The organism is Actinomadura barringtoniae (genome assembly GCF_017573505.1).
Lineage (GTDB): Bacteria > Actinomycetota > Actinomycetes > Streptosporangiales > Streptosporangiaceae > Spirillospora > Spirillospora barringtoniae.
In genome coordinates this window covers 59,848-80,737 of sequence record NZ_JAGEOJ010000014.1, presented here as the reverse complement: position 1 = coordinate 80,737, position 20,890 = coordinate 59,848, and the positions used below count along the sequence as shown (strand labels likewise).

Genomic DNA, 20,890 nt, shown 5'->3' with positions numbered 1-20,890 from the left:
GGTCCCGGCCGCCGGGTTACATCTAGTCAAGTCCGGAGTTGAGAGCTTCAGTAAAGCCATGACCGACGCACCCCGTGACGATCTCTTCTACACACCTCCCGTACCGCTGCCGGACGGCCGGCCCGGTGACGTGATCTACAGCAGGCCCCTCGACAATCCGGTGGCCGAGCTGTCGGAGGGCGAGAACTGGCTGGTCCTCTATCTGTCGGAGAACGTGCGCGGGGAGCCGATCGCCGTGTCGGGGATCGTCGTTCTGCCGCGGGGTGAGGCGCCGACGGGCGGGTTCCCGGTGATCGCCTGGGCGCACGGGACCGTGGGCGTCGCGGACGGGTGCGCGCCGTCGCGGGACACCGAGGGGTCGCTGGCGCATCCGATGAACGCCTATCCGCAGGCGATGCTCAACCGGTTCCTGCGCGAGAAATGGGCGGTCGTGATGACCGACTACGAGGGGCTCGGGACCACCGATCGCGTCCATCCTTACCTGCTCGGGCAGAGCGAGGCGTACGGGGTGCTGGACAGTGTGCGCGCGGCCAGGGTGATGTTCGGGGAACGGGTCTCACAGACGTTCGCCATCGTGGGGCATTCACAGGGTGGGCAGGCGGCTCTGTTCGCCGCGCACTACGCCTCGGGGTGGGCGCCTGAGTTGCAGCTGGCCGGCGTCGCGGCGATCGCTCCGGCCAACCATCCGCTGGGGCTTGTGCGGGTCGGCGCCAAGCTGCCGGTGGTCGACGAGGGCCTCGCGTTCACGCCCCTGTTCTTGTGCGGCGCGATGGGCGGCGACCCCTCGATCGAGCCCGGGGAGGTGCTCGCCCAGGGCGTGTTCAACAACCGGTGGGGGCACGTCTTCGAACGATGCCGCGCGGGTCTGAGCGAGAGGAACTCCTGGGGAGGGGTGCTCGGAACCCTGCAGTTCAAAGGCGACTATCCGGACAGTCCCAACGATCATCAGCGGGCGTTCGAGGAGCAGCTGGCGGCGATGAATCCTGACGTGGAGATCGACGTTCCCATCAGGATCACCCAGGCGGCCGACGACGACCGGGTCAAGGCCGATCCGCCCGGAGACCTCAAGGGCACGACGGATCTGGTGGACGAGCTCGGGGACACCAACCCGAAAACGCCGCTGGAGTACGAGCTGATCCCGGCAGGGCGCGTCCCCAAGGAAAAGCCGCTGGGAGTGCACTTCGCCACCATCAACTACGACACTCCGGCGCTTGTCGGCTGGCTCAAGGACCGGCTCCGTTCTTAGGGGGTCGTGGAGGACGCTCTAGGGTGGGGGTGCGGCGGAGGTTGGCGTGGTGCCCGATGAGCTGGGGTGAGACGGTGCCTCCGGAAGGGAGGCATCGTGGCCGCACCAGCGCCGGGGCGTCCGGTACGCGGGTCGTCGACCGGGCGGCCGTTGATGGCTGCGCTCGATCTGTTCGGGCGCAAGTGGGCGCTGCGGATCCTCTGGGAGCTGCGTGACGAGGCCATCGGGTTCCGGCCGCTCCAGCAGCGTTGCGACAACATGTCCTCGAGCGTGCTGCGGCAGCGGCTTGTCGAGCTGGGCGAAGCGGGGCTCGTCGCGCAGAACGGGGACGGCCGGTACGAGCTGACCGAGCTCGGGCAGGAGGCGCAAGAGGCGTTGCGGCCGCTTGCGCGGTGGTCGGACCGCTGGGCCACGAGCCTTGAGGGGACGACATGAACCTGCTGCCGTTGAACACCACCGATGTCGTCAAGGAGCAGGGCGCTTCGGTGGCGGTGCTGCCGGTCGGCAGCTTTGAGCAGCATGGGCCTTACCTGCCGCTGGCCACGGACACCATTATCGCGTGCACGATCGCCAAGGAGATCGCGGATTCGTATCGGGTGCTGCATCTGCCTCCGATCACGATTTCCTGCTCGCACGAGCATGCGGCCTGGCCTGGGACGGTCAGCATCTCTGCCCGGACGTTGTACGCGGTCGTGAGCGACATCGCGGAGTCGTTCGACGGCAGGCTGGTGCTGGTGAACGGGCACGGCGGCAACTACGTGCTGGGCAATATCGTTCAGGAGGCAGGGGGTCGGCTCGCGCTGTTCCCCGGAGTCGAGGACTGGCAGGCGGCCCATAGCGCGGCGCGGCTGGAGACCTCGCTCGACAGCGACATGCATGCCGGGGAGCTCGAAACGTCCATCCTGCTGCACGCGCACCCGGAGGTCGTACGGTCCGGGTACGAGACGAGCGACTTCCTGGCCGACGACCGCAGGCACATGCTCACCAAGGGGCTTCAGGCCTACAGCCCGACCGGAGTTGTCGGACGGCCATCGCTAGCCACGCCCGACAAGGGCCGGGACCTTCTCGCCAGCCTCGTCAAGTCGTTCGGTGACTACTTCTCGCTCCTGGACGGCTGAAGCAGCGGAAGCGTCCGAACCGGCCGAAGCGGGCAAAGTCCGCCGCACGAAGAGGAAGGCCACGCCGGGCAGGCTCGCCACCATCGCGAGGATGCCGTACACCACGGCCGCGGTGAGTCCCTGGTGCGCGCCCAGGCCCGCCGTACCGAACGCAAGGGCCGTGACCGCCTCGCGAGGGCCCCAGCCGCCGACGTTCACAGGCAGGGCCATCACCAGCAGGGCCAGCAGCAGGAGCGGGGCCAGGGTAGCAACGGGCGCGGTGGCTCCCGCTTGACGGGCCGCGACGACGAAGAGGCCGATGTGGCCCGCGAGGGCGGCGGCCGAGAAGACCAGGACGCCCGGCCAGGTGTTGCGCGCCAGCAGGCCCTTCCGTACGTCGGCCGTGAAAACCGTGAGGGCGCGCCGCCACCGGGACGCGGCCAGGGCGAGCACCACCGCGGCAAGGAGAGCGCTGACCGCCACCAGGACCACCATCAGGTCGTGCGCGACGGCCGACAGGAGCGCGGGCCGGGTGAACAGGACCGCAAGGCCCACGACGATGAGGACCACCTGCCCGGCCATGCGTTCCAGCACGACGGCACGCACTCCCCTGGTGACGGCGCGGTGGACGTCACCGAGCACGCCTGCGGGCAGCACCGCGTTCAGGAACAGCGCGCGGTAGTAGTCGGAGATCGCCGTGCGGAGCGGCAGCGGGTCGCCCAGCCGCCGCGCCACCAGGCACCAGCGCATCGCGCTCATCACGGTGGTGAACAGGCCGACGCCGAGCGCGGCGGCGATCGACGGCAGGTCGATGACGCGGAGGCCGTCGACGAACGCGCCGGTACCGAGCCGCCAGGCCAGCACGAGGAGAATGCCCGCGCCCGCGAGCAGCCGCAGCGCCTTCATCGGCCGCCCTCCGACCGCACGTTCTCAGACCGCACGTTCTCAGACCGCACGGTCTCAGACCGCACGGTCTCAGACCGCACGGTCTCAGACCGCACGGTCTCAGACCGCGCGTTCTCGAACAGGGCGGCCTCAGGCAGGGCGAGGAGATCGCTGTGGTGGACCACGGCGGACTCGAGGCTGTCCAGGCGGCGCTGGAAGTAGGCGTCGCCGTCCAGGTCGGGGCGGCGTTCGACGGCCGCGTCCACCCAGCCGCGCAGCCATTCGCGGACCAGCTCGGCCTGGTCGGGGCCGAGCCGCCACGGGCTGGGGCGGGTGCGGACGACGGCTCCACGGCGTTCGAACGCCTGGGCCGCGGTGTCCGGGGCGTCCGGGCCGAGCAGCAGGCCGCGCCGCTGATGGTCGTTGAACGCGGCGGCGAAGTCGGTGTCGAACGGGTCGGACGGCGTGAGCTCGACGCGCCCCACGACCGACAAGGTCAGCAGGCTCGGGCACCCGGCCTGCACGCAGGCCTCGGCGAGCCCCTCCACCTGCTCGAACGTCAGCAGGTCCAGGAGCGCGGATGCGGTGATGAGGTCGGCGCCCGCCAGGTCGGCGCCGCGCAGGTCCGTGAGGTCGCCCTCGTGGACCTCGGTCGTGACGGGACTGCCGTCGGCGGCGGTCAGGCCGTTCATGCCCTCGACGGCTCGGGCCAGCAGCAGGGGGTCGCGGTCATGCAGGATCCAGTGCTGCGGGCCGTTCAGCCGTCCGGCCAGCCAGCGCCCCATCGAGCCCGTGCCGCAGCCGAGGTCGCGGATGACCCGGCGCCGCTCGTCCCTCCGCAGGGGCGCGAGCAGCTCGGTGGAACGGGCGGCGGCGTCGGCGCTCTCGCGGAGGGCCAGCCAGTCCGGACTGAAGGCGGTCACGACGCTCAACAAGGCTCCTCGATCAACTGCTTCATCACGACACCCATTGCACGCACGGACTCTTCCCAAGGGTTCAATTCGTCGCGGCGCAGCCACGCTGAGTTCCTCAGTTCGTCCCGCAGCTCCGGCTCGGTCAGCCAGCGGCGCAGGCCCGCTGCCAGCGCGGACGCGTCATCCGGCGGTACGAGAATCCCGGGCAGCGCGCCGAGCGCCTCGGGCACGCCGCCGACGGCCGAGGCGACGACCGGGACGCCGCGCGCGAGCGCCTCGGTCACGACCATGCCGAACGTCTCGGCGCGCGACGGCAGGACCATCAGGTCGGCGGCGGCGTAGGTGGCGGCGAGGGCCGCGCCGGTCTGGGGGCCGCGGAGGCTGAGGCGGTCGCCGAGGCCGTGCTCGGCGATCAGCGCGGCGATGCGTTCGGCGTACGCGGGGTCGCGGTCGAGGGGGCCGACGCAGTCGCAGGTCCAGGGCAGGTCGGCGAGGGTCGCGAGGGCCTTGACCAGCAGGTCCTGTCCCTTGCGCGGCGTGACCGAGGCGACGCACAGCAGGCGGGAGAAGCCGTCGGTGCCGGGGGTCAGCGGCGCCGGGTCCGTTCCGGGGCGGACGACGTGGACCTGCCCCACGTACGCCAGCCGCCGCGCCGCCCAGTCGCTGGTCGTCACGACCGTGCTGACGGCACGCAGCGTCTTGCGTTCGAGCACGTCCAGGTCGGCGGCGCCGGCCACGCCGATCTCGTCGGCGAGCGGCAGATGCACCAGCACGGCGATCCGCAGCCGCCGCGCCGCCGGAACGATCACGTCCGGCACGCCGCAGGCGACCAGCCCGTCGATCAGGACCGCGGCCCCGTCCGGGAGACCGGCCAGCGCCTGGGCGAGGCCTGTCTTGGCGGCGTCGTCGGGTCGCGGCCACGTCCCGGGAACGGCGATCTCCCGTACGCCCAGGCCATCCGCGATCCGCCGGTTGTAGGCGTTGCCGCCGCTCGGCGCGGGATCGTCGGGCACCACGAAGTGAAGCGCCTCGGCCGGCGTCATAGGTCGCGCTCGTAGGTCGCCCAGGCCACGTGGGACTCGTGGAGGGTCACGGCGATCTGGGTGAGGCCGCGTGCGCCCTCGCCCAGCGCGCCTTCGTGGACGCGGTCGGCGAGACGGTCGGCGATGTGCTTGGCCAAGAACTCGGTGGAGGTGTTGATCCCGGCGAACGCGGGCTCGTCGTCGAGGTTGCGGTAGTTGAGCGCGGCCATGACCGCGCCGAGCTCCTGGGTGGCCAGGCCGATGTCCACGACGATGTTGTCGGCGTCCAGCTCGGGGCGGCGGAACGTGGCGTCCACCAGGAACGTCGCGCCGTGAAGCCGCTGCGCCGGTCCGAAGACCTCGCCGCGGAAACTGTGGGCGACCATGATGTGGTCGCGGACGGTGATGCTGAACACGGGCGTTCCTCCTAGGCGGAAGCGTCGGTGTAGGTGATGCGGTGGCAGAGGGCGGGCAGGTCACCGGCGGCCAGGCGGGGCATGACGGCGGGCAGGTCGTCGAACGCGCTCTCGCCGGTGATCAGCGCGTCGTAGCGACGGTCGGCGAGCAGGCCGAGGGCCAGCCCGACCCGGTCGCCGAACGTACGGCGCGCACGGCGGGCCGGGGACACCGCGCCGACCTGGCTGCTGCGCACGGTCAGGCGGCGGGAGTGGAAGGCCTCGCCGAGCGGGACCGACACGCGCCGGTCGCCGTACCAGCTCAGCTCGATCACCTCGCCCTCTTGCCCGAGCAGTTCCAAGGCACGCGCGAGCCCCTCCTGCGACGCGCTGGCGTGGAAGACCAGGTCGCAGTCGCCCGCCGCCTCGTCCGGGCGCGCGAACTCGACGCCGAGCGCGTCGGCGATGGCGCCGCGCGACGGGTCGACGTCCAGGAGCTGCAGCCGGATGCCGGGGATCCCGGCGGCGATCGCGGCGATGCTGGAGCCGACCATCCCGGCGCCGATGACGGCGATGCGGTCGCCGACGAGCGGCGCCGCGTCCCACAGCGCGTTCACCGCCGTCTCGACGGTCCCGGCCAGGATCGCGCGCTCGGCCGGTACGTCCTCGGGAACGAGCCGTACCGCGTCCGCGGGCACGACGTAGCGGTCCTGGTGCGGGTAGAGGCAGAAGACCGTACGGCCCAGGAGAGCGGACGGGCCCTGCTCGACCACGCCCACGCTCAGGTAGCCGTACTTAAGCGGCCCGGGGAAATCGCCCTCCTGGAACGGGGCTCGCATCGCCTGGTACTGGCTCTGTGGCACGCCGCCGCGGAACACCAGCGTCTCGGTGCCCCGGCTCACCCCCGAGTACAACGCCCGTACCAGCACGTCGCCGGGGTCGGGCTCGGGCAAGTCCACGGATCTGATCTCGCCCTTGCCGGGCGAGCCGAGCCAGAACGCCCGCGCCTGTCGTGCCGCCGACCGCCGTGCCTCCTGCTGTCGCGCCTCCTGCCGCCGTGGCTCCCGCTGCCGTCCCGCGTCCTGCCGCATGCCGTTGACGTTCCTCTCCGTTCAGCCACAGCCAGGCGATGTCCCGGCCGAAGGACCATGTCAGCAGGGTCAGCGCCGTGGCCACGCTCGCCGCGCTGAGCACGTACGGGAGAAGGCCCGAACCGGCCGCCACGAGGAAGATCCCTTGGGACGCCGCCACCGTCTTGCGCGCCAGGCTCGGCGGCAGCGCGCCGCGCAGCCACGGCGCCGCCCAGGACGCGGCCACGAACGCGTACCGCATGCCGCCGATCACCAGCGTCCACGCGCCGAGCGAGTACGCGGCGTGCACGCTCAGCACCAGGATCAGGAACGCGTCGACCTCCATGTCGAAGCGCGCCCCGTACGACGACGACGTGCGGGTGCGGCGCGCGACCTTGCCGTCCACCCCGTCCAGGACGAGCGCCACGGACGCGACCGCGACGAGGGTGGGCCCGGCGGTGGTGCGCCCAGCGACCAGGGCGAGGACGACTCCGACCAGCGCCGCCCGCGCCAGCGTGATCCGGTCCGCGGGGCCGAGGACGTGGCGCGAACGGCGGAGGGTGGCGGCGAGGACGGTCAGCAGCCCGGCGGCGTAGACCGCGCCCGCCACCCAGCTAAGCGGCGGCATGGGCCCACCCGAGGGTCGACATGATCTCGTCCCTGATGCCCGGCGCGACCGCGATCGTCGCCGCGGAGTCGGCGCTGTGGTCGGCGCCCTCGTCGTCCAGCATCAGGCCGCCCGCCTCGCGGACCAGCAGCACTCCGGCCGCCGTGTCCCACGGATGGTTGGACAGGATGACCGTGGCGTCGAGCCTGCCGTGCGCGACCCAGGCCAGGTCGATCGCGGCGGCGCCGATCATCCGGATCCGTTCGGCGCGGGCGCCGAGGCGGCTCATCAGCGCCAGCCGGATCCGGTTCTTGGTGAGGGCCTCGCCGCTGTCGCCGATGGCGAAGTCACCGATCGAGACGATGGCCCCGGCGATGTCGTGCACGCCCGAGACATGGATGCGCTCGCCTTGGCCGCCGCCGTCCCCCGTTCTGCCCACGTAGGCCCCGTGCCCGTCGGCGCCGGTGTAAACGACGTTCATGAACGGCAGGTCGATCGCCGCCACGACGCTGCGGTTCCCGGCGACCAGGCCGAGCGACACCGCGCAGAGCGGGATGCCGCGCGCGAAGTTGGCCGTTCCGTCGACCGGGTCGAGCGCCCACCACAGCTCGTCGCCGGACGGGCCGCTGCGCCCGTGTTCCTCCCCCACGATCGCGATCTCGGGCGTCTCGCGGGTCAGGAACGCGCGTATGGCCTCCTCGACGGCCAGGTCCACGTCGGTGACCAGGTCGCGGTCTCCCTTGGCGGTCACCGAGCCCGGTGTTCGCGCGTGAACGATCCGGTGGGCGATCGCGACGGCCTCGCGGGCGACGAGCAGCAGCTCGATGGCATCAGCCATGGGCACCTCCTACATCGGCATGTTCATGACCGGCCGGGCAGGCGGGACAACCGGCGGCGGACCGTTCGGGAGCAGCGGACTTGTCAGGAGCGGCAGGGCGGTCGAGGGCGGCCGGACGGTCGGCGGCGGCGCCCGCGGGGCGACCGGGAGCGGCGGGGCGGTCGAGCTGGGGCAGGTCGTGACCCAGCCGGTCGCGCTTGGCCTTGAGGTAGCGGATGTTGTCGTCGTGCGCGGGCGCCAGGAGCGGCACGCGGGCGGCGACGTGGATGCCGTACGACTCCAGCGCGCGGACCTTGTCGGGGTTGTTGGACATCAGCCGCACGGACCGTACGCCCAGGTGGTGCAGCACGCGGGCGGCCGGCGCGTAGTCGCGGACATCCACCGGCAGCCCGAGGCGGGTGGCCGAGTCGATGGTGTCCAGGCCGTGGTCGTCCTGGAGCACGTGCGTGCGGACCTTGGCGACCAGGCCGATCCCGCGTCCCTCGTGGCCTCGCAGATAGATCAGGACTCCGCTCCCCTCGCGCACGATGGAGTCCAGCGCGGCGTTCAGCTGGTCGCCGCACTCGCAGCGCATCGCGCCGAAGATGTCTCCGGTCATGCATTCGGAATGGACCCGGGCGAGCACGTCCTCGCCCAGGCGTGGCGACCCGTAGACCAGAGCCATGTGCTCGTGCCCCTGCCCGTCGTCCGGATCGCGGAACGCGATGGCACGGAACGTTCCGCGGCGGGTGACCAGGGCGGACTCGGCCAGATCGGTCGGATCGATGTCGTGGTGACGCATCTGTTCTCCTTCTCCCCTGACCTAAATACGGTCAGCAGCCCGGTTTTGGGTCACTCCCAACATCTCCCGCCCGGGTCCGCCCACTCCAGCGATCTCGCCCCGCCCCATCAAGGACGTGAGATTTGAAACTTGAGACATCATATCCCAAGTTAGGAATCCTCAAGGAAGAGGCCCTTGCGCTTCTGTATTCGAAGCGAGATAGTGATTCGGAAATCGAAGCACTCGGAGGGCCGTCCATGCCGCGCATCGAACCCCTGAACCCCCCGTACGAGCCCGAGATCGGCGAGGCACTGCGCACGTGGATGCCGCCCGGCGTGGCTCACGATCCGCTGCAGCTCTTCCGGGTCCTGCACCGCAATCCGGAGCTGGCGTCACGGATGCGCGTCCTCGGCGCCGGGCTGCTGGCGCACGGCAAGATCCCCGACCTGGACCGCGAGATCGTCATCGCCCGCGCCTGCGCGCTCAGTGGCTGCGCGTACGAGTGGGGCGTCCACGCCGCGACGTTCGCCGGGGCCGTCGGGCTCACCGGCGAGCAGATCCGCGCCACCGTGACCGGCGACCCCGCCCCCTGGTCGGCCGGCCAGCGCACGGTGATCCGCGCGGTCGACGAGCTCCACGAGCACGCCGCGATATCGCAGGAGACCTGGAAGGCGCTGGCCGAGCACTACGACCAGGCTCAACTGCTGGAGTTCGTCGTCCTGGCCGGCTGGTACCGCACGATCGGCCAGCTGGCCAACTCCCTGGAACTCGACGACGAGCCCTGGGCCACCCCGTTCCCCCGAACCTAAGACCCAGGAGGCCGAGGCGCACCGCTCGCGCCGTCGCCGCACATCCGCATCGAGATCCCCGCGATCGGCCTGACGACGCCGGTACTCAAGCTCGGCCTGCGCCCGGACGGATCACTCGACGTCCCCACGCTGCGCTACGCGTCGCTGCTCCCCCGGCGGCGGTCCTTGCGGGCCTCGAGCTCCTCGGCGTCCACGTACGTCAGCATCGGCTCGCCGGGGACGCCGATCATCACCACGACGAAGCCGCTCTTGCGGTCGGCCAGGTTGTTGGCCGCCTGGTAGTGGATCACGTCTCCGCCCGGCTCCCAGAACGCCTCGCCCTCGCGGATCACACGCGGCGCCTCGCCCTCCAGCTCGAACAGCATCTCGCCGCTCAGCATGTAACCGAAGACCGGTCCGGAATGCCGGTGCGGGGGCGTGCCGGGGTCGCCGGGCTGCAGCTCGATCGTCATGGTCATCACCTCGGCCCCGTCCGGGATGAACGGCGGGACCTCGTGCAGCAAGGTGGTCAGAACGGTCTTGGATCCGGTCGGTGTAGTCGTCATGACCCCTACGTTAGGCGCCGACCGGCACCACCACAGGATCCGCTTACCCCCCGCTTATGGGTACCGCTTTCCACTCACGATCTGCCCCAGAATCTCCACCGCCTGGTCGATCCCGGCAGGCGTGATGTTGCCGTACCCCAGCACCAGCGCATCCGCCCTCGGCCTGGCGACCGCCTCGAACCGCGCCACCGACATGAGCCCGACGCCCTCCGCCCCCGCCCGCTCGACCAAGGCCTCGGCATCCAGCCCGTCCGGAAGCGTGGCCAGCGTCTGCAGCCCCGCAGGCACCCCGGCCAGCTCCAGCGGCACCCCGTGCCGCGTGATGGCCTCCTGAAGCGCCTGCCGGTTGTCTCGATACCGCGCCCGGCTCTGCCGCACATGCCGGTCGTACGCCCCGCTAGTGATCATCTCCGCCAACGCCAGCTGATCCAGCAGCGCATTACCCGCATCGGCGTAGAACTTCCCCCTGACCAGCCGCTCCATCAAGTACCCGGGCGCGACCATCCACCCCAGCCGCAGAGCGGGCGCGAGCGTCTTGCTGGCCGTCCCCACATAGATCACCGATTCCGGCGCCCGCCCCTGCAACGAGCCCACCGCGCGCCGATCAAACCGGAACTCCCCGTCATAGTCGTCCTCGACCACAACGGCCCCCGTGCGCGCCGCCCAGGCCATCAAGGCCTCTCTCCTCCGCGGCGCCAGCACCCACCCACTGGGAAACTGGTGCGCCGGAGTAGTCAGAACGGCCCCGACCCCATCCGGCAGCTCGTCCACCCGCAGCCCCTCGGCATCAACCCCGACCGGCACGGCGATCAGCCCAGCGCGTTCAATGATCGGGATCCGATGCGGCAACCCCCGATCCTCCAGCGCGACCGCCCGAGCCCCCGCCTCCCTCAAGGCCCGACACACCAGATCCAAGGCCTGCGTGAATCCGTTGCAGACCAGCACATCCCCCGGCTCGGCCGCCACTCCGCGCACCCGATTCAGGTAGCCGGCGAGCACCTCACGCAACCGCCAATGCCCCGCATGCTCGGGATAGCCGAACTCCGCGTTCTCCGCCTCCGCCAACGCCCCCTGCAAGGCCCGCCGCCACTCCCGACGCGGAAAGTGGGCGAACGAGGGCAACCCCGGCCGCAGATCCCACCGCGGCTGGGACTCCGCAGGTCCTCGCACCACCGCCACCTGCGCCGCCGCCGGAACGACCACATCAGAAACCCGCGTGGCCGACCCCGGCCGAGCCGACAGATACCCCTCCGCCGCAAGCTGCGCGTACGCCTCGACCACCATCCGCCGCGACACGCCGAGATCGTTGGCCAGCACCCGGCTAGCCGGAAGCCGCTCCCCCGGCGCCAGCCGCCCCGACCGCACCGCCTCCCGCAACGCGCCCTCAAGCTGAACATGCAACGGAACGCCCCCACCACGCGACAGCGCAAGCAGCAGCTCCGGCCCAGAACCGGTACCCGAATCACCCATCCCAAAGAACCCTACCCAGGGTCCGCCTGGCGGGTGACACGGATGACGGCGTTCATGGTGGTCAGGCCGACGGCCATGGCTAGGAGGTGCTCGGCGATGGCTACTGGGAGGTATTCGACGGCGGTGAAGCCGCCTGGGTGGAGGAGGGTCATGGGGAGTTTCCAGGCGCTCCAGGCGAACATGGAGCCGGAGGCGCCGAAGGCCAGGGATGTGGGGATCCACAGGCTCAGGCGGGTGGGGCGGCGGGTGGTGAGGGGGTAGAGGCTCGCCAGGCCTATCAGGGCCCAGATTCCCCAGCTGGCGCAGAGCATCCGGCCGTTGGTGTCGAGGTCGGCGCGGTGCGCGGGGTTGATGCCCAGCGTTCCGCCGAACGCCCAGTAGAGCTGGGTTATGCCGAGCAGGCCTGCGCCTAGGGCGGGCAGGGTCGCGCGGGTACGGGTGAGGTCTCCGACCTTGCCGACGAAGGCTTGGGGCCAGCGCTGCCTGAGGTAGATGGGGAGCGCGATGGCCAGGCCTATGGCCATGCCGGCGAAGCCGATGGTGATGAAGAGGGTCTCCCAGGAGGGGGTGGACGATCCGCCGTCGTCGCTGTTTCCCCCGTCTCCGATGACGGTTCTTAGGAGCATGAACGGGATGAGGGGTACGAGGAAGCCCGCACCTACCCAGGAGAAGAAAAGGACTGGGGCGGCAGGGAGTCTGAATCCCCAGCGTTGGGCCATGGCCAGGCCCAGGGCTACGCCGGTGCCGGACATGACGACGGTGGTGGCGTTCAGGGCTATCCAGTCCGTGGAGCCGAAGTCGTCTGGCGCGTGCCCGAACAGGGCTGCGACGACCCAGATCACCTTGACCAGCAGGTAGAGACCCATGCAGAGCGCTGCGCCGTACCCGGCCAGGACTCTTAGCCCGCTCCAGCGGGCCCCGAGCGTGTTCGTTTGATCCACACTGTCAGCCTCGCCAGGGCGGCCGGGCCGGGGCACCCGCCCGGGAGGGAACCCGTTCCCCCGCGCGGGGGAACGGGTGATCGTCCGTCAGACGGTGGCGACGATCTTGCCGATCTGGGTGTTGGACTCCAGGTGGCGGTGCGCCGCGACGATGTCGGCGAGGTCGAAGACGCGGTCCACGACCGGCCGGAGCACGCCCGTGCGCAGGCCGGAGGTGACGAACGCGTGGGCCTGGCGCAGCCGTTCGGGCGAACGGTTCGTCTCGCGGATGGTGTACGTGCGCATGTTCACCGGGGGCATGCCGAGGTCCAGCAGGGGGAACGGGGTCGGCTCACCGCTCAGCCAGCCGTACACCAGGTGCGTGCCCCCGTCGGCGATCACCTTGGCCAGCTCCGTCACGCCCGGTCCCGCGATGGCGTCGAAGACGAACTCGGCGCCGCGCCCGCCGGTCACCGCCATGACCCGTTCGGCCACGTCCTCGGACTCGGTGACGATCACCTCGGCGGCGCCCTCCTTGAGCAGCGCCGCCTTCTTGTCCGCGGAACGAGTGAGCGCGATGGGCCTGGCGCCGATGCGTTCGGCGACCTGGATGGCGGCCAGCCCCACGCTGCTGGACGCCGCGTTCAGCACGACCGTGTCACCCGGCCGCATGCCGCCGACCTGCACCAACGCCCCGTAGGCCGTCACGTACGGCATCCACACCGCCGCACCCTCGACCGGCCCGATCTCCCCGCGATCCACTACCGCGGACGCCGGAACGATCGCCCGCTCGGCGTAGACCCCATAGTCGTTCTGGGAGAACAGGCCGGGCAGGATGCTCACCGGCTGCCCAGGCCTGAATTGCGTCACGCCTTCGCCGACTGCTTCGATCACTCCGGCGGCCTCGGTCCCCAGCCGCGCCGGGAAGCCGCGCACCGGCTCGATGTAACGGCCGGTACGGAACAGCACCTCGGCCCGGTTGAGGCCGATCGCCTCCACCTTGATCCGCGCCTCGCCCGGCCCCGGCTCGCCGACCGCCACGTCCTCGAGCCGCATCACCTCGGGCCCGCCGAGCTCATGGAACAGCACCGTCTTGCTCATCGCGTCCTCACAGTCACATCGGAAATCCGCGATGCCACTCAACGCCAAAGTTCGACGGCTGTCAAACTTTGACAGCCGTCGTACTATGGCCCCATGGCCCGCGTTCCGGAACACCCCGACCCGCAGACGATCACGCTCCAGCAGGTGCTCGACGCGCTCGTCGACCCCGTCCGGCGCAGCATCGTCACGCAGCTGTACGAGGCGGACGCCGACATCCGCTGCGGCGGCTTCGGCCTGACCGTGAGCAACTCGACGGCCACCCACCACTTCAACGTCCTGCGCGAGGCGGGTCTCATCCGCCAGCACTACGTGGGCACCTCACGCATGAACACCCTGCGCCGCGACGAGTTCGACAAGGCCTTCCCCGGCCTCCTCGACGCCCTCGTCACCGCCGCCGTCACCGCCACCGTCACCGCCACCGCCACCGACGGGACTCAGGGCAGCAGCCACTTGCCGAGTCGGGCGTAGCGCTTGCCGATGCCCAGGGCCGGAGGGCCGAAGTTGCGGGCGCCCTTGATCTGGACGCCGGTACGGGTGCCACGAAGGAGGTAGAGCCACCCGTCGCCGTTGTCCTCGCCGGAAGCGCCGATGGTGAGGTCGGCCTTGCCCGGGAAGCCCTTCGCGTTCTGAGTGATCCACTGAACGCCCTTGGTCGTGAGACCGCGGGCGGATCCCCGCAGGACGGTGACGCCGCCCGCGTCGTCGGCGTCCCGTACGGTCTCGAACGACGAGCCGATCGCGACGTCGGCCTTGTGGTCCCCGTCGATGTCCCCGGCGGCCACCGAGTCGCCGATCGCGTCCGAAGCCGCCATCGGCATGCCGGGGTCGAACGCTTGGCGGGCTTGTGCGGCGCCGATGACGAGGACGCTGCCACGGCGGCGGCGTGCTTCGGTTCGCCGGTCATGGCCAAGGCGGTCACGGCGCCGGGTGGCGAGGGTCAACGCGGAGGTGGCGGCGACCGCCACCAAAGGACGTTTACGCACGGCGATCTCTCAAGATCGATTAGTTCGATGAAGAGACGTCCGGAGATCGACACCGGTTTACGCCCAGGTCCGGGGCCGGACAAGGCGAAGGGGGAACCGGCCGGCGCCGGTTCCCCCTTCAGGTTGTGTCATGCGGGGTCGTAGGAGGGCTCCTCATTTCGGTGGGGTTCTGGTGTGCCTGGTGTGTCTGGTGTGGCGGCCGGCAGGCCGCGGGTGTTGGGGGCGCGCAGTGCGATGGCTCCGGCCGCCACGAGGCAGAGGGCACTGACGAGCAGAGCCCGCTGGAATCCGCCGGTGAGTGCTTCCGGGAGCGGGGCGTGGGCGGCCAGCAGGTGGCTGGTGCGGCTGGTCGCGATCCCGCTGAAGACTGCCAGGCCGAGCGCCGACCCGAGCTGGAACGAGGCGGTGATCAGGGCTGCCGCCAATCCGGCCTGGTCTTCCGGCACCCCCGCGTTCGCGGCCGTCTGCACACCGGCGTACAGCAGCCCCAGCCCGGTCCCCATGATCACCAGCGGGGTGACCAGGTTTCCGAGATAGGTGCCGTCCACCGGGATGCGGGACAGCCAGAAGATGCCACCGGCGGCGAGCAGCGCGCCGGAGACGATGATCGGGCGGGTGCCGGTCCGGACGAACATCTTCGTCGCCACGGTCGAGCCGAACCCGATGCCGACGCTCACCGGCACGTACGAGAGTCCGGCCTCCAGCTGCGAGTAGCCCAGAACGTTCTGCATGTACAGCGTGACGAAGAAGAACATCGAGTAGAACCCGGCCCAGGCGATCACCTGGGTGGCGTCGGCCGCGGCCAGGCCCCTGATCCGGAAGATCGACAGCGGGACCAGCGGACGGGCGCGCCGCTGCTCGTTGAGCACGAACGCGACCATCAGCACCGCCGAGGCGGCCAGCCCGCCGATGGTGCGTCCCGCGCCCCAGCCCTGGTCCGGCGCGTTCACCAGCGTGAAGATCAGCAGCAGCATGCCGGCGGTGACCAGCACCGCGCCGACCGCGTCGAACCCGCCCGGCGCGGACCGGCCGTGGTCGGCCTTCAGGATGCGGAACGCCCCGGCCAGCACCAGCGCGCACAGCGGGAGGTTCACCAGGAACACCCACTGCCAGCCGAAGTCCTGGGTGAGCAGCCCGCCGAAGAGCAGCCCGGCCGCCGAGGCCATCCCGCTGATCCCGGCCCACACCCCCAGCGCCTTGTGCCGGTCGGAGTCCTGGAAGGTGGTGGTCAGGATGGACAGCGCGGCCGGGGACATCATCGCCGCGCCCAAGCCCTGGGACAGCCGGGCGCCGACCAGCAGCCCCTGGCTGCCGGCCAGCCCGCACGCCAGCGAGGACGCCGCGAACAGCACGGTGCCGGCGACCAGCAGCCGTCGCCGGCCCAGCAGGTCCGCGGCGCGGCCGCCGAGCAGCAGGAACCCGCCGTAGGTGATCAGATAGCCGCTGACCACCCACTGCAGGTTCTGCACCGAGAACCCCAGGTGCGTGCGGATGGTCGGCAGCGCGACGTTCACGATCGCGCCGTCCATGACGTCCAGGAACGTCACCGCGCACAGCAGCGCCAGTGTGATCTTGCCGCGCCCGGTCGCCAGGAACGACCCCGGTGGCGGCGCCGTCGATGCGCCCGCCGATGCGGCCGTCGATGCGGTCGTGGCGTCCGTCGTGGCGTCGGTCATGGCTTCGTTCATCGCGTCGGTCACGACCCGGCGACTTCCATCACGGGGCCGACCTCGACCCCGCCGCCGACCCGCATCACCGGGCAGTCCTTGGCCAGCGCCAGCGCGGCGTCCATGTCCTCGGCGGCCACCACCGAGTAGGCGATCATCCTGGAGTCGGCGCCGCCGACCTCGCCGAGCGAGGCGTGATCGGTCACCGCGTTGCCGATGTCCACCAGCGCCGAGCCCAGCCCGCCGAACCAGGCCTGCCACTCGGCCGTCGCCCCGGCGTCGGGCGCGTAGTCGGCGGGCACACGGAAGGAGAAAACGTACTTGGTCATGATCTGCGGTCCTGTTCCGTCTCCGGGGCGCGCCCCGGGCCGGGACCGCCTCCAATCGGGTAGACGCCGGCACGTTCGCGAATTGGGCTCGCCGCCACCGCCCAATTCGCGGGCCCGGCGGCGTCGGTACTTCTAGACGAGCGGACGCGCCTGCCGGAACCGGAAGAAGAAGAGCGAGGACGTATGGAGACATCGGACCTGATCGCCAGGGCCAGTGCCGGCGACCACAACGCGTTTCGCGAACTGGTCGAGGTGCACTCCCACGAACTGCAGGTGCACTGCTACCGCATTCTCGGGTCACTGCAGGACGCCGAGGACGCGCTCCAGGAGACCCTCGTGTCCGCATGGCGCAACCTGGGCGACTTCCATCAGCGGTCCTCGGTGCGGACCTGGCTGTATCAGATCGCGACCAACCGGTGCCTGAGCATGCTGCGCGCGGGCAACAGGCGGCCGCGCACCACGACCACGAGCCCGCTCCCCGACGTGGCCCTGCCCGAGCCGACCGGCGCCGGCGACGTTCCGCCGTGGCTGGAGCCGTACCCCGACGTGCTGCTGGGCGGTCTCGTAGACCAGGCGCCCGGTCCGGAGACCCGCTACGAGACGACCGAGGCGATCTCGCTCGCGTTCATCACCGCCTTGCAGCTGCTGCCGCCGAGGCAGCGTGCCGTGCTCGTGCTGCGCGATGTGCTCGGCTACCGCGCGGTCGAGGTGGCCGGGATGCTCGACGCCACCCAGGAATCGGTTCAAAGCGCGCTCAAACGAGCGCGGGCCACGATCGACGGCCACCTGGCGGACTCAGGGAGCGGCAGGCCCGCGCGCCGACCCGACACCGCCGCCGAACACCGGCTCGTGGCCGAGCTGACCGACGCGCTCGAACGGGCCGACCTCGACGCCCTGGTGGGGCTGCTCGTCGACGACGTCCGGCTCTCCATGCCGCCCGCGATGCTGGAGTACCGGGGAGTCGAGGCGGCACGCCGGTTCCTCGCGGCGGCCGCGTTCCAGCCCGACCGGACGTACCGGGCGGTGCCGACTCGGGCCAACGGCCAGCCGGCGTTCGGCATGTACGTGGCCGACCCTCACACGGGCCTCTTCCGAGCGTACGGACTGCTCGTCGCCACGATCGCTGGCGACCGCATCACCGTGCTCACAGGCTTCCCGGCGAGCGTGATGCCACGGTTCGGGCTGCCCCGAACGCTTCCCGCAACGGACTGAAAGACCAAGCCGAAAGACCAAGACGCAGAAGAGACCACAACGAAGAAGGGGTTCGGCCTCCAAGGCCGAACCCCTTCTCACTCAGCTATGCAACTACGTTCAGCTGCAGCCGCTGGTGGAGCCGCAGCCCTCGCAGACGTAGCAGCTGCCCGCCGGGCGCATCTTGGTGCCGCAGGTGAGGCAGAGCGGCGCGTCGGCGGTACGGCCCTGGCGGCTCTCGATGACCTCCATCGAGGAGTGCGCCTCGGGGGCCGCCGGGGCGGACTGGGCCGGGGCCGGACGGGTGATCTCCGCGGTCTGGGCCAGGGTGTCGTGGTCCACGACGTCCTCGACGTGCAGGGTCGCGGGGTCCTCCCCGTTCGCCTGCATCGCGCGCTCGCCGGCGGTGAAGATGCCGAGCTCGGCGCGCTCGTCGTAGGGCAGGTGGTCCAGGGCCAGGCGGCGGAAGATGTAGTCCATCACCGAGGTGGCCATGCGGATGTCCGGGTCGTCGGTCATGCCGGCGGGCTCGAAGCGCATGTTGGTGAACTTCTCGACCCAGGTCTCCAGCGGCACCCCGTACTGGAGGCTGATGGAGATCGCCATGGAGAACGCGTCCATCACGCCGGCCAGGGTGGAGCCCTGCTTGCCCAGCTTGAGGAAGACCTCGCCCAGGCCGTCGTCGGGGTAGGACGAGGCGGTCATGTAGCCCTCGGCGCCCGCGACGGAGAAGCGGGTGACGGTGGCCGGGCGCTGCTTCGGCAGACGCTTGCGAACGGGGCGGACCTCGGTCACCGTGACGGCGGCCGGCTCCTCCTTGGCCTCGGTCTTGCTGCCCGCGGCCGACAGCGGCTGGCCGACCTTGCAGTTGTCGCGGTAGATCGCCAGGGCCTTCAGGCCGAGCTTCCAGCCCTCGTAGTAGACCTTCTCGATGTCCTCGATGGTGGCCTGCTCGGGCATGTTCACGGTCTTGGAGATCGCGCCGGACAGGAACGGCTGCGTCGCGGCCATCATCCGGACGTGGCCCATCGGGCTGATCGCCCGCTCGCCCATCGCGCAGTCGAACACCTCGTAGTGCTCCAGGCGCAGCCCGGGCGCGTCCACGACGTGGCCGTTCTCGGAGATGTACTCGACGATCGCCTCGATCTGCTCCTGCTGGTAGCCGAGCATCTCCAGGGCGCGCGGCACCGTGTGGTTGACGATCTGCATGGAGCCGCCGCCGACGAGCTTCTTGAACTTCATCAGCGCCAGGTCCGGCTCGATGCCGGTGGTGTCGCAGTCCATCATCAGGCCGATGGTGCCGGTCGGCGCGAGCAGCGAGGCCTGCGCGTTGCGGTAGCCGTGCTTCTCACCGGCCTTCAGGCACTCCTGCCACTGCTTGGTCGCGACGGCGTGGATCGCCTTGTCCATCTCGTCGAGGGTGCGGACCTCGTCGTTGGCGGCGGCGTGCTTGCGCATGACCCGCTTGTGCGCCTCGGCGTTGCGGGCGTAGCCCTCGTACGCGCCGACGACGCCGGCGAGCTCGGCGGAACGGCGGTAGGCGACGCCGGTCATCAGCGAGGTGATCGCCGCGGCGAGCGAACGGCCGCCCTCGGAGTCGTAGGCGTGGCCGGTCGCCATCAGCAGCGCGCCGAGGTTGGCGTACCCGATGCCGAGCTGGCGGTAGTCGCGCGTGGTGGCGCCGATCTTCTCGGTCGGGAAGTCGGCGAAGGTGATCGAGGCGTCCATCGCGGTGATGATCAGCTCGGTCAGCTTGACGAACCGCTCGGTGTCGAACGTGCCGTCCGCGCCGAGGAACTTCAGCAGGTTGATGCTGGCCAGGTTGCACGAGGAGTTGTCCAGCGACATGTACTCCGAGCACGGGTTGGACGCGGTGATCCGGCCCGACTCGGGGTTGGTGTGCCAGTCGTTGATCGTGTCGTCGTACTGGATGCCGGGGTCGGCGCACTCCCACGCCGCCTTGGCCAGCAGCCGGAACAGGTCACGCGCCTGGATGGTCTCGACGACCTCGCCGTTCAGCCGCCCGCGCAGGCCGAACTCGGCGTCGGCCTCGTAGGCGCGCATGAACTCGTCCGAGACGCGGATCGAGTTGTTGGCGTTCTGGTACTGGACGCTGACGATGTCCTTGCCGCCCAGGTCCATGTCGAACCCGGCGTCCCGCAGCGCGCGGATCTTGTCCTCCTCGCGCGCCTTGGTCTCGATGAACTCGGCCACGTCCGGGTGGTCGACGTCCAGCACGACCATCTTGGCCGCACGCCGCGTCGCGCCGCCCGACTTGATCGTTCCGGCGGACGCGTCGGCGCCGCGCATGAACGACACCGGGCCGGACGCCGTGCCGCCCGAGGACAGCAGCTCCTTGCTGGAACGGATCCGCGACAGGTTCACGCCGGAGCCGGAACCACCCTTGAAGATGGTCCCCTCCTCCTTGTACCACTCCAGGATCGACTCCATGGAGTCGTCGACGGAGAGGATGAAACAGGCCGACACCTGCTGCGGCGACTTGGTGCCGACGTTGAACCACACCGGGGAGTTGAAGCTGAACAACTGGTGGACCAGCGCGTACTTCAGCTCGTGGTCGAAGATCTCCGCGTCCGTCTCGGAGGCGAAGTAGCCGTTGGCGACGCCGGTGTCCACATAGGCCTTCACGACCCGGTCGACCAGCTGCTTCAGGCTCCACTCCCGCTGCGGCGTCCCCACGGCGCCCCGGAAGTACTTGGAGGTCACGATGTTGGCGGCGTTCAGCGACCAGAAGTCGGGGAACTCGACGCCGCGCTGCTCGAAGTTGACCGAACCGTCGCGCCAGTTGGTCATGACCACGTCACGACGTTCCCAGCGGATCTCGTCGTACGGATGCACGCCGGGCGTGGTGAAAATGCGGTCGATCTTCAGCCCCTTGCGGCCCCCCTTGCCGCGCCGAGCCGTGCCGCTCACCGTCTCCGTCATGACACTCCCCCTCTCGGGCCCTCCCGCTGGGCCCTGTCCAGGAATAACCCCGCCCACCAGGCGTTTCATCCGCCCTGGGCGCTCTATCCGTGCGTGAA

General features: G+C 70.5%; 22 protein-coding genes. 6 read left to right on the top strand and 16 right to left on the bottom strand.

Annotation, left to right across the window (positions count from 1 at the left end; all coding sequences use genetic code 11):
• Positions 1 to 58: 58 nt before the first annotated feature.
• From J4573_RS31870 to J4573_RS31860, 3 genes are all read left to right on the top strand, one after another.
• Positions 59 to 1,246, top strand: coding sequence for a lipase family protein (locus tag J4573_RS31870; protein ID WP_208259633.1), 1,188 nt, complete (start codon positions 59 to 61; stop codon positions 1,244 to 1,246).
• 153 nt (positions 1,247 to 1,399) lie between these two features.
• The gene (locus J4573_RS31865) at positions 1,400 to 1,681 is read left to right on the top strand and encodes a winged helix-turn-helix transcriptional regulator (protein ID WP_208259632.1); all 282 of its coding nucleotides are present in this window, start codon (positions 1,400 to 1,402) and stop codon (positions 1,679 to 1,681) included.
• Positions 1,678 to 2,364: a creatininase family protein gene (locus J4573_RS31860; RefSeq protein ID WP_208259631.1), complete on the top strand. Its 687-nt coding sequence runs from the start codon at positions 1,678 to 1,680 to the stop codon at positions 2,362 to 2,364. The genes J4573_RS31865 and J4573_RS31860 overlap by 4 nt, the downstream gene beginning before the upstream one ends.
• Here J4573_RS31860 and J4573_RS31855 read toward each other — a convergent pair.
• From J4573_RS31855 to J4573_RS31820, 8 genes are read right to left on the bottom strand one after another with little or no spacing between them, the layout of a single operon-like run.
• On the bottom strand, positions 2,281 to 3,249 hold the full coding sequence (locus tag J4573_RS31855) for a lysylphosphatidylglycerol synthase transmembrane domain-containing protein (RefSeq protein ID WP_208259630.1): 969 nt from the start codon (positions 3,247 to 3,249) through the stop codon (positions 2,281 to 2,283). The two genes, J4573_RS31860 and J4573_RS31855, sit on opposite strands and share 84 nt — an antisense overlap.
• Positions 3,246 to 4,151: a class I SAM-dependent methyltransferase gene (locus tag J4573_RS31850; protein WP_307797086.1), complete on the bottom strand. Its 906-nt coding sequence runs from the start codon at positions 4,149 to 4,151 to the stop codon at positions 3,246 to 3,248. Before J4573_RS31850 ends, J4573_RS31855 begins: the two co-directional genes overlap by 4 nt.
• Before the next feature lie 5 nt (positions 4,152 to 4,156).
• On the bottom strand, positions 4,157 to 5,185 hold the full coding sequence (locus J4573_RS31845; protein WP_208259629.1) for a glycosyltransferase family 4 protein: 1,029 nt from the start codon (positions 5,183 to 5,185) through the stop codon (positions 4,157 to 4,159).
• On the bottom strand, positions 5,182 to 5,580 hold the full coding sequence (locus J4573_RS31840; RefSeq protein ID WP_208259628.1) for a 6-pyruvoyl trahydropterin synthase family protein: 399 nt from the start codon (positions 5,578 to 5,580) through the stop codon (positions 5,182 to 5,184). Before J4573_RS31840 ends, J4573_RS31845 begins: the two co-directional genes overlap by 4 nt.
• 11 nt (positions 5,581 to 5,591) lie before the next feature.
• Entirely contained in the window at positions 5,592 to 6,461 is an 870-nt protein-coding gene (locus tag J4573_RS31835; protein WP_307797085.1) for a zinc-dependent alcohol dehydrogenase, read from the bottom strand.
• Positions 6,355 to 7,257 carry a CDP-alcohol phosphatidyltransferase family protein gene (locus tag J4573_RS56295; protein WP_307797052.1) on the bottom strand — a complete coding sequence of 301 codons (903 nt, stop codon included), beginning with the start codon at positions 7,255 to 7,257 and terminating at the stop codon, positions 6,355 to 6,357. The genes J4573_RS31835 and J4573_RS56295 overlap by 107 nt, the downstream gene beginning before the upstream one ends.
• The gene (locus J4573_RS31825) at positions 7,244 to 8,074 is read right to left on the bottom strand and encodes an inositol monophosphatase family protein (RefSeq protein WP_208259627.1); all 831 of its coding nucleotides are present in this window, start codon (positions 8,072 to 8,074) and stop codon (positions 7,244 to 7,246) included. Before J4573_RS31825 ends, J4573_RS56295 begins: the two co-directional genes overlap by 14 nt.
• A complete protein-coding gene (locus J4573_RS31820) occupies positions 8,067 to 8,855 on the bottom strand; it encodes a GTP cyclohydrolase II (protein WP_208259626.1) in 789 nt (262 codons plus the stop codon). The genes J4573_RS31825 and J4573_RS31820 overlap by 8 nt, the downstream gene beginning before the upstream one ends.
• 236 nt (positions 8,856 to 9,091) lie before the next feature.
• On the opposite strand from J4573_RS31820, the gene J4573_RS31815 reads away from it, so the two are divergent.
• Complete coding sequence (locus J4573_RS31815; protein ID WP_208259625.1) at positions 9,092 to 9,643, top strand: carboxymuconolactone decarboxylase family protein; 552 nt, start codon at positions 9,092 to 9,094, stop codon at positions 9,641 to 9,643.
• A 134-nt stretch (positions 9,644 to 9,777) separates the two neighbouring features.
• Here J4573_RS31815 and J4573_RS31810 read toward each other — a convergent pair whose 3' ends face one another.
• The 4 genes from J4573_RS31810 to J4573_RS31795 all read right to left on the bottom strand — a co-directional run bounded on the left by J4573_RS31810 (position 9,778) and on the right by J4573_RS31795 (position 13,679).
• On the bottom strand, positions 9,778 to 10,188 hold the full coding sequence (locus tag J4573_RS31810) for a cupin domain-containing protein (protein WP_208259624.1): 411 nt from the start codon (positions 10,186 to 10,188) through the stop codon (positions 9,778 to 9,780).
• A gap of 54 nt (positions 10,189 to 10,242) precedes the next feature.
• Positions 10,243 to 11,658: a MocR-like pyridoxine biosynthesis transcription factor PdxR gene (gene pdxR, locus J4573_RS31805; RefSeq protein ID WP_208259623.1), complete on the bottom strand. Its 1,416-nt coding sequence runs from the start codon at positions 11,656 to 11,658 to the stop codon at positions 10,243 to 10,245.
• Between the two features lie 11 nt (positions 11,659 to 11,669).
• The gene (locus J4573_RS31800; protein ID WP_208259622.1) at positions 11,670 to 12,599 is read right to left on the bottom strand and encodes a hypothetical protein; all 930 of its coding nucleotides are present in this window, start codon (positions 12,597 to 12,599) and stop codon (positions 11,670 to 11,672) included.
• Positions 12,600 to 12,686: 87 nt separating this feature from the next.
• Positions 12,687 to 13,679: a zinc-dependent alcohol dehydrogenase family protein gene (locus J4573_RS31795; protein WP_208259621.1), complete on the bottom strand. Its 993-nt coding sequence runs from the start codon at positions 13,677 to 13,679 to the stop codon at positions 12,687 to 12,689.
• Between the two features lie 93 nt (positions 13,680 to 13,772).
• On the opposite strand from J4573_RS31795, the gene J4573_RS31790 reads away from it, so the two are divergent.
• Positions 13,773 to 14,147, top strand: coding sequence for an ArsR/SmtB family transcription factor (locus J4573_RS31790; protein ID WP_208259620.1), 375 nt, complete (start codon positions 13,773 to 13,775; stop codon positions 14,145 to 14,147).
• Here the strand turns inward: J4573_RS31790 and J4573_RS31785 are convergent.
• The 3 genes from J4573_RS31785 to J4573_RS31775 all read right to left on the bottom strand — a co-directional run bounded on the left by J4573_RS31785 (position 14,114) and on the right by J4573_RS31775 (position 16,658).
• The gene (locus J4573_RS31785) at positions 14,114 to 14,662 is read right to left on the bottom strand and encodes an FG-GAP repeat protein (RefSeq protein WP_208259619.1); all 549 of its coding nucleotides are present in this window, start codon (positions 14,660 to 14,662) and stop codon (positions 14,114 to 14,116) included. The two genes, J4573_RS31790 and J4573_RS31785, sit on opposite strands and share 34 nt — an antisense overlap.
• Positions 14,663 to 14,790: 128 nt before the next feature.
• Positions 14,791 to 16,362 (bottom strand): MFS transporter, encoded by a 1,572-nt coding sequence (locus tag J4573_RS31780; RefSeq protein ID WP_307797050.1) that lies wholly within the window; start codon positions 16,360 to 16,362, stop codon positions 14,791 to 14,793.
• Complete coding sequence (locus J4573_RS31775; RefSeq protein WP_208259618.1) at positions 16,359 to 16,658, bottom strand: hypothetical protein; 300 nt, start codon at positions 16,656 to 16,658, stop codon at positions 16,359 to 16,361. The genes J4573_RS31780 and J4573_RS31775 overlap by 4 nt, the downstream gene beginning before the upstream one ends.
• Positions 16,659 to 16,841: 183 nt before the next feature.
• Between J4573_RS31775 and J4573_RS31770 the strand changes: the two genes are divergently transcribed.
• Entirely contained in the window at positions 16,842 to 17,870 is a 1,029-nt protein-coding gene (locus tag J4573_RS31770; RefSeq protein WP_208259617.1) for an RNA polymerase subunit sigma-70, read from the top strand.
• A gap of 99 nt (positions 17,871 to 17,969) precedes the next feature.
• Here the strand turns inward: J4573_RS31770 and J4573_RS31765 are convergent, their stop codons facing one another.
• Positions 17,970 to 20,792 (bottom strand): vitamin B12-dependent ribonucleotide reductase, encoded by a 2,823-nt coding sequence (locus J4573_RS31765; RefSeq protein WP_208259616.1) that lies wholly within the window; start codon positions 20,790 to 20,792, stop codon positions 17,970 to 17,972.
• Positions 20,793 to 20,890 lie beyond the last annotated feature (98 nt).